The organism is Pseudoalteromonas sp. GB43 (assembly GCF_054923805.1).
The window spans coordinates 1,309,478-1,324,250 of record NZ_JBPCHJ010000001.1 but is presented as its reverse complement, the minus strand read 5'-3'; the positions used below and the strand labels follow the sequence as shown (position 1 = coordinate 1,324,250).

9 protein-coding genes, 2 rRNA genes and 2 pseudogenes are annotated in these 14,773 nt (G+C 43.5%); 8 read left to right on the top strand and 5 right to left on the bottom strand.

From position 1 onward, the window contains the following. Nucleotides 1-263 precede the first annotated feature (263 nt). The 4 genes and pseudogenes from ACRWSG_RS06235 to ACRWSG_RS06220 all read left to right on the top strand — a co-directional run. A 23S ribosomal RNA gene (locus tag ACRWSG_RS06235) occupies nt 264-3,146 on the top strand. Nucleotides 3,147-3,335: 189 nt separating this feature from the next. Further along, nucleotides 3,336-3,450 (top strand): 5S ribosomal RNA (gene rrf / locus ACRWSG_RS06230). Nucleotides 3,451-3,857: 407 nt separating this feature from the next. Then, a protein-coding gene (locus ACRWSG_RS06225; protein ID WP_462166905.1) for an IS630 family transposase occupies nt 3,858-4,824 on the top strand; the annotation gives its coding sequence in 2 pieces (ribosomal slippage) (nt 3,858-4,256 and nt 4,258-4,824; 966 coding nt in all). Nucleotides 4,825-4,846: 22 nt separating this feature from the next. Then, a pseudogene (locus ACRWSG_RS06220) lies at nt 4,847-5,176 on the top strand (transposase); the annotation flags it as partial. A 377-nt stretch (nt 5,177-5,553) separates the two neighbouring features. On the opposite strand, the gene ACRWSG_RS06215 reads toward ACRWSG_RS06220, so the two are convergent. From ACRWSG_RS06215 to gpmM, 4 genes and pseudogenes are all read right to left on the bottom strand, one after another. Continuing rightward, nucleotides 5,554-6,312 (bottom strand): divergent polysaccharide deacetylase family protein, encoded by a 759-nt coding sequence (locus ACRWSG_RS06215; RefSeq protein WP_187490263.1) that lies wholly within the window; start codon nt 6,310-6,312, stop codon nt 5,554-5,556. A gap of 35 nt (nt 6,313-6,347) precedes the next feature. Beyond that, a complete protein-coding gene (locus ACRWSG_RS06210) occupies nt 6,348-7,616 on the bottom strand; it encodes a S41 family peptidase (protein WP_462165896.1) in 1,269 nt (422 codons plus the stop codon). Nucleotides 7,617-7,651: 35 nt separating this feature from the next. Further along, nucleotides 7,652-8,791 (bottom strand): annotated as a pseudogene (locus ACRWSG_RS06205) (murein hydrolase activator EnvC family protein). Nucleotides 8,792-8,794: 3 nt separating this feature from the next. Beyond that, nucleotides 8,795-10,339 carry a 2,3-bisphosphoglycerate-independent phosphoglycerate mutase gene (gpmM, locus tag ACRWSG_RS06200; protein ID WP_054550972.1) on the bottom strand — a complete coding sequence of 515 codons (1,545 nt, stop codon included), beginning with the start codon at nt 10,337-10,339 and terminating at the stop codon, nt 8,795-8,797. 192 nt (nt 10,340-10,531) lie between these two features. Between gpmM and ACRWSG_RS06195 the strand changes: the two genes are divergently transcribed. Genes ACRWSG_RS06195 through gpsA form a run of 4 tightly spaced genes read left to right on the top strand, consistent with a single transcriptional unit; the run spans nt 10,532 to nt 12,789 of the window. Beyond that, nucleotides 10,532-10,963 (top strand): rhodanese-like domain-containing protein, encoded by a 432-nt coding sequence (locus tag ACRWSG_RS06195; RefSeq protein ID WP_054551326.1) that lies wholly within the window; start codon nt 10,532-10,534, stop codon nt 10,961-10,963. Nucleotides 10,964-10,993: 30 nt separating this feature from the next. Then, on the top strand, nt 10,994-11,251 hold the full coding sequence (gene grxC, locus ACRWSG_RS06190; RefSeq protein ID WP_054550973.1) for a glutaredoxin 3: 258 nt from the start codon (nt 10,994-10,996) through the stop codon (nt 11,249-11,251). Between the two features lie 41 nt (nt 11,252-11,292). Continuing rightward, nucleotides 11,293-11,778, top strand: coding sequence for a protein-export chaperone SecB (gene secB / locus ACRWSG_RS06185; protein WP_054550974.1), 486 nt, complete (start codon nt 11,293-11,295; stop codon nt 11,776-11,778). Nucleotides 11,779-11,781: 3 nt separating this feature from the next. Next, nucleotides 11,782-12,789: an NAD(P)H-dependent glycerol-3-phosphate dehydrogenase gene (gene gpsA / locus ACRWSG_RS06180; RefSeq protein WP_054562802.1), complete on the top strand. Its 1,008-nt coding sequence runs from the start codon at nt 11,782-11,784 to the stop codon at nt 12,787-12,789. A 74-nt stretch (nt 12,790-12,863) separates the two neighbouring features. On the opposite strand, the gene ACRWSG_RS06175 is transcribed toward gpsA, so the two are convergent. Continuing rightward, nucleotides 12,864-14,753: a putative bifunctional diguanylate cyclase/phosphodiesterase gene (locus ACRWSG_RS06175; protein WP_462165895.1), complete on the bottom strand. Its 1,890-nt coding sequence runs from the start codon at nt 14,751-14,753 to the stop codon at nt 12,864-12,866. Nucleotides 14,754-14,773 lie beyond the last annotated feature (20 nt).

The following is a 14,773-nucleotide window of genomic DNA, read 5'->3' as shown; positions in this document are numbered from 1 at the left end:
TGTTCGTAGTGTCCACACAGATGATTGTTAGTTAGCTAAACCGCTTGGTTTAACTAATTAATATGCTCTTTAAAAATTTGGAAAGCTGATATTAAAATTCTTATAGATACTTGTATCTATAAAGAGTTTTCAAAAGTAAAAAATATGCCAGTTAATCAGCAATGATTAATCGGTATCTACTTTAGTATTCTCATCATTATTTGATGAATTAACTTCTGGCGAAGTTAACAGCTGTCACTAACAAAGACCCGTTTGGGTTGTATGGTTAAGTGACTAAGCGTACACGGTGGATGCCTTGGCAGTTGGAGGCGATGAAGGACGTATTAACTTGCGATAAGCCTAGTCAAGCTAGTAAAAAGCGCTTGAGACTAGGATTTCCGAATGGGGAAACCCACCTGCTTGCAGGTATCTTACACTGAATACATAGGTGTAAGAGGCGAACGCGGAGAACTGAAACATCTAAGTACCCGTAGGAACAGAAATCAACCGAGATTCCGGAAGTAGCGGCGAGCGAAACCGGACCAGCCCTTAAGCTTATTATGTGTTAGTGGAACATTCTGGAAAGTTTGACGATACAGGGTGATAGTCCCGTACACGAAAATGCATCTTAAGTGAAATCGAGTAGGTCGGAGCACGTGAAACTTTGACTGAATATAGGTGGACCATCATCTAAGGCTAAATACTCCCAACTGACCGATAGTGAACCAGTACCGTGAGGGAAAGGCGAAAAGAACCCCTGTGAGGGGAGTGAAATAGAACCTGAAACCGTGTACGTACAAGCAGTAGGAGCCCTTCGAGGGTGACTGCGTACCTTTTGTATAATGGGTCAGCGACTTATATTTTGTAGCGAGGTTAACCGATTAGGGTAGCCGTAGGGAAACCGAGTCTTAACTGGGCGTATAGTTGCAAGGTATAGACCCGAAACCCGGTGATCTAGCCATGGGCAGGTTGAAGGTTGAGTAACATCAACTGGAGGACCGAACCCACTAACGTTGAAAAGTTAGGGGATGACCTGTGGCTAGGAGTGAAAGGCTAATCAAACCGGGAGATAGCTGGTTCTCCCCGAAATCTATTTAGGTAGAGCCTCGGACGAATACTTACGGGGGTAGAGCACTGTTAAGGCTAGGGGGTCATCCCGACTTACCAACCCTTTGCAAACTCCGAATACCGTAAAGTACTATCCGGGAGACACACGGCGGGTGCTAACGTCCGTCGTGAAGAGGGAAACAACCCAGACCGCCAGCTAAGGTCCCAAAGTCATAGTTAAGTGGGAAACGATGTGGAAAGGCCCAGACAGCCAGGAGGTTGGCTTAGAAGCAGCCATCCTTTAAAGAAAGCGTAATAGCTCACTGGTCGAGTCGGTCTGCGCGGAAGATGTAACGGGGCTAAACTATGCACCGAAGCTGCGGATTCAAACTTTGTTTGAGTGGTAGGGGAGCGTTCTGTAAGCCGTTGAAGGTGAACCGGGAGGTTTGCTGGAGGTATCAGAAGTGCGAATGCTGACATGAGTAACGATAATGCGGGTGAAAAACCCGCACGCCGGAAGACCAAGGGTTCCTATCCCATGTTAATCAGGGTAGGGTAAGTCGACCCCTAAGGCGAGGCCGAAAGGCGTAGTCGATGGGAAACGGGTTAATATTCCCGTACTTGGTATAATTGCGATGGGGGGACGGAGCAGGCTAAACAAGCATGGCGTTGGTTGTCCATGTGAAAGTGAGTAGGTTGGTGACTTAGGAAAATCCGGGTTGCTAAGACTGAGACACGAGACGAGCACCCAAGGGTGTGAAGTTGTTGATGCCATACTTCCAGGAAAAGCCTCTAAGCTTCAGATTATACCGAATCGTACCCCAAACCGACACAGGTGGTCAGGTAGAGAATACTAAGGCGCTTGAGAGAACTCGGGTGAAGGAACTAGGCAAAATTGTACCGTAACTTCGGGAGAAGGTACGCTCCTATCTGTGATGAGACTTGCTCTTTAAGCGGACGGGAGCCGCAGTGACCAGGTGGCTGGGACTGTTTATTAAAAACACAGCACTGTGCAAAATCGCAAGATGACGTATACGGTGTGACACCTGCCCGGTGCCGGAAGGTTAATTGATGGGGTTAGTTTTCGGACGAAGCTCTTGATCGAAGCCCCGGTAAACGGCGGCCGTAACTATAACGGTCCTAAGGTAGCGAAATTCCTTGTCGGGTAAGTTCCGACCTGCACGAATGGTGTAACCATGGCCACGCTGTCTCCACCCGAGACTCAGTGAAATTGAAATCGCAGTGAAGATGCTGTGTACCCGCGGCTAGACGGAAAGACCCCGTGAACCTTTACTACAGCTTGGCACTGAACATTGACCCTACATGTGTAGGATAGGTGGGAGGCTTTGAAGCAGAAACGCTAGTTTTTGTGGAGCCGTCCTTGAAATACCACCCTTGTAGTGTTGATGTTCTAACGTTGGCCCCTAATCGGGGTTACGGACAGTGCCTGGTGGGTAGTTTGACTGGGGCGGTCTCCTCCCAAAGAGTAACGGAGGAGCACGAAGGTTGGCTAAGTACGGTCGGACATCGTACGGTTAGTGTAATGGTAGAAGCCAGCTTAACTGCGAGACAGACACGTCGAGCAGGTACGAAAGTAGGTCATAGTGATCCGGTGGTTCTGAATGGAAGGGCCATCGCTCAACGGATAAAAGGTACTCCGGGGATAACAGGCTGATACCGCCCAAGAGTTCATATCGACGGCGGTGTTTGGCACCTCGATGTCGGCTCATCACATCCTGGGGCTGAAGTCGGTCCCAAGGGTATGGCTGTTCGCCATTTAAAGTGGTACGCGAGCTGGGTTTAGAACGTCGTGAGACAGTTCGGTCCCTATCTGCCGTGGGCGTTTGAGAATTGAGAGGGGTTGCTCCTAGTACGAGAGGACCGGAGTGAACGAACCGCTGGTGTTCGGGTTGTCATGCCAATGGCATTGCCCGGTAGCTACGTTCGGAACTGATAAGCGCTGAAAGCATCTAAGCGCGAAGCAGGCCTCGAGATGAGTTCTCACTAGACTTTTAAAGTCTCTGAAGGGCCGTTGAAGACTACAACGTTGATAGGCAGGATGTGGAAGTGGTGTGAGCCATTAAGCTAACCTGTACTAATTACCCGTGAGGCTTAACCATACAACGCCAAACGCGTTTTATGACAGCGTAACAGACAGAAGTTAAGACACTAAAGTAGACAATTACTTGATATCAGAATTCCAGATTTATGTAGGGTGAACCGCAACGCTTAACGCGAAATCAGTTCACCTTGCGCAAAGGACTCGTAAGCGCTACGCGCTTTGTCGAGAATCCTTTCCACGCCTTTTGCTTGGTGACAATAGCGTTTTGGACCCACCTGACCCCATGCCGAACTCAGTAGTGAAACGAAACAGCGCCGATGATAGTGTAGCAGCTGCTATGTGAAAGTAGGTCATCGCCAGGCTCCAAATAAGAGAAAGCCCGATTCGAAAGAGTCGGGCTTTTTTGCGTTTGGAGCTGTCAGACAGGTAGGTTGGGTAGAGCGGAGCGAAACCCAACATGAGTTAGCGAGTTATACCAACCCGCAATAATACTTAATCATTTTGAGGGATAAAACCTGTCGCTAACTGCGTTAAAAATTTCTCATTTAGAACAACTAAATAACGAAATTTTTGCCTTGTTATCAACGAGGTTTTATTGCCTCAAAATAGACTACTTAATTAAGCGGATTGGTATGAAAAGTTATACCATTCCGCTTAAATATCTGATCTAATATAGGCTATATAAAATCACTGGTTATTAACATTGAACCCAAACATATCTGAACAACTTTTAGCGCTTTCTCGTAAAGAACCAAACGCACGAAAACGCATGCGATTGCTTGCAGTGTCTTTATTTTATGAGGGTAATAGCCGAACCGATATTGCAAAACGTCTAAACACAGCAAGAAGTAGTGTGAATAAATGGGTTTCTAGTTACCTAGAGAATGGGCTGGGTGGTTTAGACAATAAGCCTATTCAAGGACGTCCATCAAGGCTGCAACCGCAGCAACTTGAACAACTGTCTGAATTTATAAAGCGCACGAACACAGAGCTTCAAGGTGGGCGCCTTACCGGTGAAGACATTGTGCATTACATTCACACTGAATTTGGTGTTCATTACCACTTAAATCATGTCTATAAAATTCTAAAGCAACTTGGCTTTAGTTGGATCACAAGCCGCTCTAAACACCCGAAGCAATCATTACAGAGCCAAGATGCTTTTAAAAAACTTCCAACTGGAAACGATCCTTCACACACCAGGACATCTTCCTCTTGACCGTATCGACGTATGGTTTCAGGACGAAGCACGATTTGGCCAGCAAAATCCGACTACGCGCATTTGGGCTGAAACAGGCACTCGGCCACGGATTGTAAAACAACAGCAATTTGACTATGGATACTTATTTGGCGCGGTATGTCCAGCGACAGGCCAAACAGAAGCGTTAGTAAGTCCATTTGTAAATAAAGAAGCGATGACGCAGCACATGCGCCAGATATCACACGCGACACCTGCTGGAAGACATGCTGTCGTGATCATAGATGGCGCAGGCTGGCACACATACGATACAGCTGCAGAATTTAAAAACCTAACGCTTATAAAGCTTCCACCTTATTCACCAGAGCTAAATCCAATAGAGCAAGTATGGAGTTGGATACGACAACATTGTTTATCAAATAGAGTATTTTCAGGCTATGACGAAATTGTCGATGAAGTTTCAAAGGCGTGGAATCACTTTATTTCAATCCCGGATCGAGTAAGGAAAATGTGCAATCGGGAATGGATTAAATTGATTTAATCTTTATACGGAATGGTATAAAGAAGCGATGACGCAGCACATGCGCCAGATATCACACGCGACACCTGCTGGAAGACATGCTGTCGTGATCATAGATGGCGCAGGCTGGCACACATACGATACAGCTGCAGAATTTAAAAACCTAACGCTTATAAAGCTTCCACCTTATTCACCAGAGCTAAATCCAATAGAGCAAGTATGGAGTTGGATACGACAACATTGTTTATCAAATAGAGTATTTTCAAGCTATGACGAAATTGTCGATGAAGTTTCAAAGGCGTGGAATCACTTTATTTCAATCCCGGATCGAGTAAGGAAAATGTGCAATCGGGAATGGATTAAATTGATTTAATCTTTATACGGAATGGTATTAGCAAGGGTAAAGTTGAACTGTAGTGTTGTTTAGTACAGAGTCACCCTCAGCATTAACCCAGTTCATTCCCCAGGTAGGTTGGGTAGAGCGGAGCGAAACCCAACATAATCCATATGACCCTCTTCATAACCCATGGTTAAAAATTCTTAAAATCTCTACTGGTCTAACAGGTTAGCGATCTCTAAAATGGCTTACTTCACCTTGCGCTAATTCGTCTTTTATTAATGAGCTTTATCTCTTCATTCTGCATGACGAATTACCACGCTGTTGGGTTTCGCTGCGCTCTACCCAACCTACGGCAGACTTCCAAACTTTACTTTTTCAACTTTCCCCTCGCTAACTCTCGTTTATAACACTCATTCCCCTTGTTTTTGCTCTGCTTTGGCTAGTTGAATGTATTTTGTTTCGACTAGTTGTGAGAGGGGAACAAGTTCGAAGCCTTGTTGTTGTAGTTCTGGGAGGGCTTGTTGCAGAAAAGCAACGGTTTCTGGGTAGGGGTGGGCAATGGCGATTGCGTAGTTGAAGTGTTGAGCTTTGGTTTTTAGCTCTTCTAGTTGGTGTTGTAGCTGACTTTGGGTGACATTGTTATCAAGAAATACATGGCGAGATACATTTGCGACACCATACAGGTTAGCAACATTTTGTGCTTCACTTTGACTCGTTGTACGGCTGTCTAAGAAGTACAAACCACGTTTCTTTAATACTTCCATCGTCCATTTCATTGGCTCAGTAAGCTGTGTTAGCTCAGATCCCATGTGGTTATTGACCCCTTTTACTTGTGGTAAAGAGGCTAATGCATGGCCAAGGGTTGTTTGTAACTCTGACTTACTCATAGTATCGGTGAGCGCACCCGGACCAAGTGCTTTGGTTTTATCAAGCGCTTGCATGGGAACATGTAAAAGTAGTTCTTTATGAGTTCTACTGGCGCGTTCAGCAAATATTTGCGAATAGGGTGTATGGGGCAAGATTGAAAAGGTCACTTGCCCTGGTAAGTTTAATATTTCAAGGTCGCGCTGATGATTGCCTATATCATCGATTACTATGGCTATTTGCTTTGCTTGGCAGAATAGCGGTAGGCAACATACGGCGAGTAATAAGCCTTTTTTTAAGTTCACTTTTTGTAATTATTATATCCGTTGTGAGCATTTACTTACTGCATAATAACGAGCTGCTTTGCTGTAAGTTGCTTTTTGTCTTGTCTATCTAGAAGTGAGCTAAAAAGCGCCAATTCTTGGATATTTTTTATTATAACGCCTTGGTCAATTTCTGAAAGCATTGTTTGATTAATACTCACATCTGGAGTGATCCCTTTCCCATCGATAGATTGACCCAAAGGTGTGTAATAACGTGCTGTAGTCAGTTTTAATGCGGTATTACCGTTACCTAGAGGTATCAATGATTGCACTGAGCCTTTACCAAATGAAGTTTCGCCAATTAGCGCCGCTCGTTGATTGTCTCTCAGTGCTGCTGCGAGTATTTCAGCTGCAGAGGCTGAGTTTTCGTTAATTAGCACGGCAATAGGAGCGCCACTGAGTATGTCGCCTTTATGGGCTTTAAACTTCTGATTAGCTTCATTAAAGCGACCTTTGGTGGATACGATGGTGCCGTTATCTAAAAACAGATCTGCAACTTCAATCGCCCCTTGTAATGTACCGCCAGGGTTATCGCGTAAATCAATGATTAAACCTGAAAGAGGGAAGCTATTGGTGACCTGCATTTTTGCAAGCTCTCGAGCAACATCGTGCAATGTATGATTGTTAAATGCATTGATACTGATCAGTGCAACACCTGTATCTGCTAAATGGTCACTAACACTTTCTAGGTTAATCTGTTGGCGCTTAACCGAGAAATTAAGCTCAGTATTTGTCTCTCTTTTGATAACTACATCAACGGCGTTCTCACCGCTTTGGCGAATCAACTTAGCCACTTCTTCGATGCTTTTGTCTAAAATAGGCTGTTGATTAATCGCTATAACTTCATCATTTACCTGAAGACCCGCAAGCGCCGCAGGTGAGTTATTAATAGTGTTAACAATATACACCCGACCATCTTCAACTTTTACTTCTATACCGAGTCCTGTGTATCTACCATTAGTGCTACTGAAGATAGCATCGAGCTCAGTTTCGTCGAGATATTTTGAGTATGGATCAAGGCGTTCGAATAACGCTTCGACTTGTAAGTTATCAGGCTGAGTTACAAATGCGTTTTGTAGTTTCAGATCATCAACATAATATGTATGGATATTAAATAGGATTTCGTTTAGTTGCTGATGCTGTAGTGACTGTAACGAGGGTTTTGCAACAGCCTGAAACGATTGCAATATCAGGCATAGCAAGCTGACAAGTAATAAAAAAGACAGCTGAGTAAAAAACTTAGCTGCAGAAAAATGCGCTTTGTAAGAGTAAGTTGTGTTTAGCATCAGCTGCTCCTCATAGAGTGCAGCTATTTAATCAATTAAATGCGTCTGCACCATTTTACAGGATTTACTGCGCGTCCTTTGTGGCGTATTTCAAAGTATAGACCAGGATCTGGTTGTCCGCCGCTTTGACCGACTAATGCAATTGTTTCGCCTTCTCTAACAAGGTCGCCAACATCGCGAAGAAGGGTTTGAGCGTGACCATATAAGCTCATAAAGCCATCGCCATGATCAATAGCGATAACCCAGCCAAAGCCATTTAGCCAGTCAGCGTAAACCACTTGACCGTTCTGTACGCTTTTAACATTACTGCCTTCTTTAGCGCTGATAAGTACGCCTTTCCAATCTATGTTGCCGTGCTTGCGTTGTCCAAAGCGGTGGCGTAATGCTCCTTTGGTTGGCCAGTCGAGTTTGCCCTTACTACTTTGTAAGCCTAGTAATTCAACTTTTTCGTTTCGCTCTTGTTCAAGCTCTTCAATGGCGGTGATCAGGGTTTGCTCATTTTCTTTTAAATAATCAATTGAGCTCTTCGTTTCTTTTAACGCTGACTGGAGTTTATTGAGGTTAGTTTTACGCTCTTGCTGTGCATTGACTAGAGCTTGCTGGCGTCTTTTTTGCTCATCATATAAGGCAACTAGACGTTGTTTGGTTTTTTCAAGCTCAGCTTGGTTGTCTGCAATTTCTTGCTGCAGTGCTTTGAGTTCTTCAATTTGCTCAATACGTGCTTTATTTAAGTAATTATAATAACTTAGTGTACGCTCAATTTTGGCTGTGTCTTGTTGGTTAAGCAACATCTTTGAGTAGTCATGACTACCTGCCATATAGGCGCTTTTTAGTTGTGCAGCTAATAAGGTTTGGCGTTGTGTTTGCTGGGCTTTAAGTTGCTCAGCTTTAGCTTGTTGTTCGCGTTGTTGTTGCTCATTTTCTTTAACAGATTGGGCGGCAAGGTTTAATGCTTTGGCATTTTTGGCGATGTCGAGCTCATGGGCGCGCAGATCTTTACGCATTTGGGCAATGGACTTGCGTTGACCTTTAAGCTCAGCCTCTGTTTTTTGTAAAGCTGATTGAATGTCTGATAAGTCTTTTTTGGTTTAATCTTCATTAGCAACAACCGTAGTTGCTACTAATGAAGTCAGTATTAAACCAGTTTTAAGGAAGTGGTTAATACATTTACTCATAGCTTATTTCAGCGTCATTATTGGTTTACCAGTCATTTCACTTGGCTGCTCTAAGCCGAGTAGGTGAAGCATGGTTGGAGCCACGTCACTCAGTGTTTTACCATCATGTGGTGTCGCATCACGGCCAACATAGATAAATGGCACTGGCTCACTGGTGTGTGCGGTATGTGCTTGGCCCGTTGCTGGGTTAGCCATTTGTTCAGCATTACCATGATCGGCTGTAATAAGCGCTTCACCACCATGTTCTTCAAGTGCTGCAACTACACGACCAATACAATGATCAACTGCTTCACACGCTTTCACAGCAGCCTCAAATACACCTGAGTGGCCTACCATGTCTCCGTTAGGGTAGTTACAGATGATGGCATCGTATTTGCCGCTAGCGATTGCTTCAACAAGTTTATCGGTCAGCATTTCAGAGTTCATTTCTGGTTGCAGATCGTAGGTTGCTACTTGTGGTGATGGAATCAGTTCGCGAGTCTCACCAACAAATTCATCTTCACGACCACCACTAAAGAAAAAGGTCACGTGTGCGTATTTTTCTGTTTCAGAAATACGTAGCTGTGTTTTACCTTGTTTCTCTAACCATTCGCCTAATACATTTGTTAAAGGCTCCGGAGCAAACGCAATCGGCGCTTTAATGTCTGCTGCGTACTCTGTCATCATTACAAAAGCGCTTAACTTAGGTGATTTTTTCTTATCAAAACCACTGAAGTCAGCATCAACAAAGGCACGAGTCATTTCACGTGCTCGGTCTGCTCTGAAGTTAGCAAAGATAACAGTGTCGCCGTCATTGATCTCTGCAGCTGCTTGGCCTTCAGGTACAACCGTTGTTGCAGCCACGAACTCGTCGTTCTCGTCACGTGCATAAGCGGCTTCTAGTGCGGTTACACCGTCAGTGTAGCTGTATTCAGCAATGCCACTCACCATAACATCATAAGCAAGCTCGACACGATTCCAACGGTTATCACGGTCCATTGCATAATAACGACCAACAAGCGTGGCTAAACGGCCACAGCCAAGTTCAGCAAATACAGCTTCGATACGCTCAATTGAGGCTTTTGCACTGCGTGGTGGCGTGTCTCGACCGTCTAAGAAACCATGGAAGTAAACTTCTTTTGCCCCGCGCTTAGCAGCTAGTTCGATTGTTGCCACAATGTGGTCTTCGTGACTATGAACGCCACCTGGGCTTAAAAGGCCCATGATATGCACGGCTTTGCCTGCATTTACAGCTTTATCGATATTATCAACAAGCGCAGGGTTACTATCGAACTCACCATCTTCAATGGCTTTAGTGATACGCGTGAAATCTTGGTAAACGATTCGGCCAGCACCTAAATTTACGTGACCTACTTCAGAGTTACCCATTTGTCCTGCAGGTAAACCAACATCAAGTCCCGAACCTGAAATTAATGTATGTGGGCGGGTTGCCCAAAGGTTGTCGAGTACTGGGGTATTAGCAGCAAGTATGGCGTTACTTTCTGTGTCTTCACGGTATCCCCAACCGTCTAAGATCATTAATACCAATGGTTTTTTATGCTCTGTCATTATAGCTCCTGAAGATTGGCACTTATATATCACTAGCATACCGTGTTTTATGGTTTTGATCAGCTATCAATATGTCATATTAAAATATTTCACGCCCTAGCATTTTCAATTCAAGCACGTATACTTGCGTGGCAAATTTTAATTAACCCATGGCTATGCGCTGTGGTACCTAAATTTCTTAGTGGAAAACGCATGGATCAATATATTGAATTTATCTCGAATCATCCGGTTTTGAGCATTATCTGGTTGGCATTAGTTGCAATGCTGATCAGCAGTTGGTTTAAAAGTAAATTTTCGGCTATCCGTCAAATCAACCCACAGCAACTTACTTTGCTAATTAACCGTGATGATGGCCAAGTGATTGATATACGTTCACAAAAAGAGTTTAACTCTGGCCGTATTGCAGGCGCAACTCACTTAAATCCGGAAAAAGCAAAGCAATCTGATTTTTCAAGCCTTGAAAAGTTTAAGACGAAACCCATTATACTAGTATGTACCACGGGCATGACAGCCTCAGGTATCGCAACTGCAATGCATAAAGCAGGTTTTGAGCGTGTTTATGTATTAGCGGGCGGTATGGGCGCTTGGCAATCAGCTAGCTTACCAACAACGACCGGTCGTTAATAAGGCTCACTGCCCGATAGAGGAATTATTATGAGTAATGTTGTTCTTTACACAAAAGCATACTGCCCATTCTGCCAACGTGCTTTGGCGTTATTAGACAGTAAAGGTGTAGACTACACGAATATCGATATTGGTGTTCACCCTGAGCGTCGTGATGAAATGATCGACAAAGCAAATGGTGGTTACACAGTTCCGCAAATTTTCATTAATGATGAACATATCGGCGGTTGTGACGACATGATGGCAATTGAAGCGCAAGGCCTTTTAGACGCAAAGCTTAACGCTTAATAAATTTTAAATATAAAAACGAATACAAGTTAGGAATTACAATGAACGAAGAAAATCAAAACGCAGCAGCAGAACAAGCCGGCGCTCAATTCTCAATCCAACGCATCTACACAAAAGATGTTTCATTTGAGACGCCTAACTCACCTGCTATTTTCCAAAAAGAGTGGACTCCTGAAGTTAAGCTTGACTTAGATACTCGTTCTAACAAATTAGAAGAAGGTGTGTTTGAAGTTGTTCTTGCTTTAACAGTAACGGCTTCAATCGGTGAAGAAACTGCATTCCTATGTGAAATCCAACAAGCGGGTATTTTCACAATTGGTGAAGTTGAAGAAGTTCAACTTGCACACATGTTAGGTGCTTTCTGCCCGAACGTACTTTTCCCTTACGCACGTGAAGCAGTATCAAACCTAGTTAACCGTGGTACTTTCCCACAATTAAACTTAGCGCCAGTTAACTTCGACGCACTATTTGCTCAATACATGCAACAACGTGCAGCTCAAGATCAACAGGCAACTGCAGACGCATAAGCTATGAGTACAGCACAATCAGCTGTTACAGTATTAGGGGCGGGGTCATATGGCACCGCCCTTGCTATTTGCTTTGCCAGAAATGGCCACCCAGTTACTTTGTGGGGCCGCAATAGCGATGACGTTGCCACGCTTGCAGCTGAGCGAAAGAATCAACGTTATGTTCCAGATGTTAGCTTTCCTGACACCCTTCAACTAGAAGCTGATTTAGAAACGGCAGTTAAAGCAAGTAAGATCATTTTGGTTGTTGTGCCGAGTCATGCTTTTGCTGGCACGTTGCAAAAAATCAAACCTTGGTTGTCAGAAGGTGCTGAGGTTGCATGGGCTACCAAAGGTTTAGAGCCAAATACAGGGCGTTTATTGCAAGAAGTAGCGGTACAAGAGCTAGGAGATGATGTTCCTCTGGCAGTGCTTTCAGGACCTACGTTTGCAAAAGAAATGGCAATGGGATTACCAACTGCTATTTCGGTATCGTCGACTTCTAAAGACTTTGCTAAGCAATTAGCTGACCTTTTACACTGTGGCCGCTCATTTAGGGTGTATAACAATGATGACTTTATTGGAATACAGCTTGGTGGCGCAGTTAAAAATGTCATTGCGATTGGCGCAGGTATGTCTGACGGTTTTGGCTTCGGTGCCAACGCACGTACTGCTTTAATCACTCGCGGTTTAGCTGAGCTGTGCCGTTTAGGTTGTGCATTAGGTGCCCGTTCAGATACCTTTATGGGTATGGCCGGCCTTGGTGACTTGATCTTAACCTGTACAGATAACCAATCTCGTAACCGTCGCTTTGGCCTTGCTCTTGGCAAGGGTGAAGGCGTAGAAGCTGCGATTGAATCTATTGGTCAGGTTGTTGAAGGCTATAGAAATACCAAAGAAGTGTATTTACTTGCTGAGCGCACTGGTATCGAAATGCCAATAACGGAGCAAATTTACCAAGTGCTTTATGAAAATAAAGATGTAAAAGAAGCTGCGATGGCACTACTTGGCCGTGAGCAAAAATCTGAATAATTTAGATTGTGCACTTTTAAATAAAAAACGCGATTTATTAATCGCGTTTTTTATTTAAAGTATATTTCTAATCATTAGCTTGATTGTTGCTTTTTTAATTTTTCGTTAATAAATTCGCTAACTTGCTCAGCTTTTAATGGCTTACAGTAATAATAACCTTGTTGAAAATGACAGCCCATAATATGTAGCATGTAGGCTTGTTCTTCTGTTTCTACTCCTTCGGCGACCACATTAATATCTAAATATTTAGCTAGTCGCACTATGGTGGCGGTGATATTACGATCTTGGTCGTTTTTATCGATGTCTTTTACGAATGACTTGTCAACTTTTAGCGTATCAATAGGAAAGCGTTTTAAGTAACTGAGTGATGAATGACCTGTTCCAAAATCATCTAGTGCAATATGTACACCTAGTGATTTTATACGTTTCATTTGCTGCTCTGCAAACTCAGGGTTATCCATCATGGCGCTTTCTGTGATCTCGAGTTCTAAGCAATGTGCTGGGATGTCAAATTTAGCCAAATTATCAACGAGTGTTTCTATAAGACTACTTTGTTGAAAGTGTAGGGCTGAAATATTAATAGCTACATTACCAAACGAAATGTTTTGTTTTCGCCACTGTGCCAGTTGATTAAGTAGTTGTTCCATTAGTAATTGGGTAAGCGGAATAATGGCACCATTTTGTTCAGCCAGCGGAATGAACTCGTCGGGGTTAATCACACTGCCATCTTCTTGTGGCCAGCGAACTAATGCTTCAAAGCCGTATAACTGATTATGCTGGGCATCAAACTTAGGCTGAAAATAAAGCTCAAACTCATTGTTGTTGATAGCTCTAAATAAAGCGCTTTCTTTGGTTAACTCGGTTGGGTCGAGTGTGTGGCGGTCTTTGTCAAAAAATTGATATGTATTATGGCCCATTTTCTTAGCATGATTCAAAGCACTGGTTGCGCTGCGCATTAAGTATTCACAGTTGTAGGCGTTGTCTGGATAGATAGCAAGGCCGCAACAGGCAGATAGCGAAGTCTCAAAACCATCCAACATAAAAGGGGTTTTGAATTGCTGCAGCACGATGTCTGCGGTCTTTTTGGCGAAGAATACCGTTTTACCTGAATAGAGATAGGGCGGCACAAGAATCGCGAATTCATCTGCGCCGAGTCTTGCAATGGTAAAAGCTGAGTTGAGTGCGCCAGTAAGACGGCAAGCAACTTCTTTTAATAAAACATCTCCAACAGTATGGCCCAAAGAGTCGTTTATTTTTTTGAAGTTATCTAGGTCGATAAATATGATTAGCAAGCTTGGGTATGTGTCGTTACAGGCTTTAATCGCTTTTTCGAGCGACTCTATAAAAATGGCGCGGTTTGATAAACCAGTGACAGTATCTTTGGTTGTAAGCTTGAGCATCGTGCGCTCGTTATTCTTACGGGCTGTTATATCTGAAAATACTCCGACATAGCGAACAGATTTTTTGAAAAAGCGTGAAGTCGTAATTTTAGTAATGGATAAATCAAGGGCGTAGGGTTTGCCATTTTTACGGACATTCCAAATTTCACCAGACCAATAGCCATCATCTATAAGCTCTTGCTTTATAATTGCTTCTAATTGTTGGTCACAAACGCCATTAGATGTATGTGCTTTAAATCGTTTACCGATGACATCATCCTCGCTAAAACCTGAGATTTCGCTAAATGTTCTATTAACCTCAATGATATTGAACTCATCATCAGTAACCCAGACAGCGTCTTTCGATTTTGAAAGTAACGCATCAACAAAAACCAATCTCTGTTTTTTACGCAGTAGAGCAATACTAATAATTATCACTACTGCGATGAGTAATAACAAGGTAAGTGCTGCGGTGATAACATAACTTGTTAAAGCAATCGGTGGGTTGGAAGTGAAAACTGTTGCAGCACTGGCAAAGTGCTGTAACAGTAAAATGATACAGCACACTAGGGTGAAAATACGCATTACTTTCCATCTAAAGTATT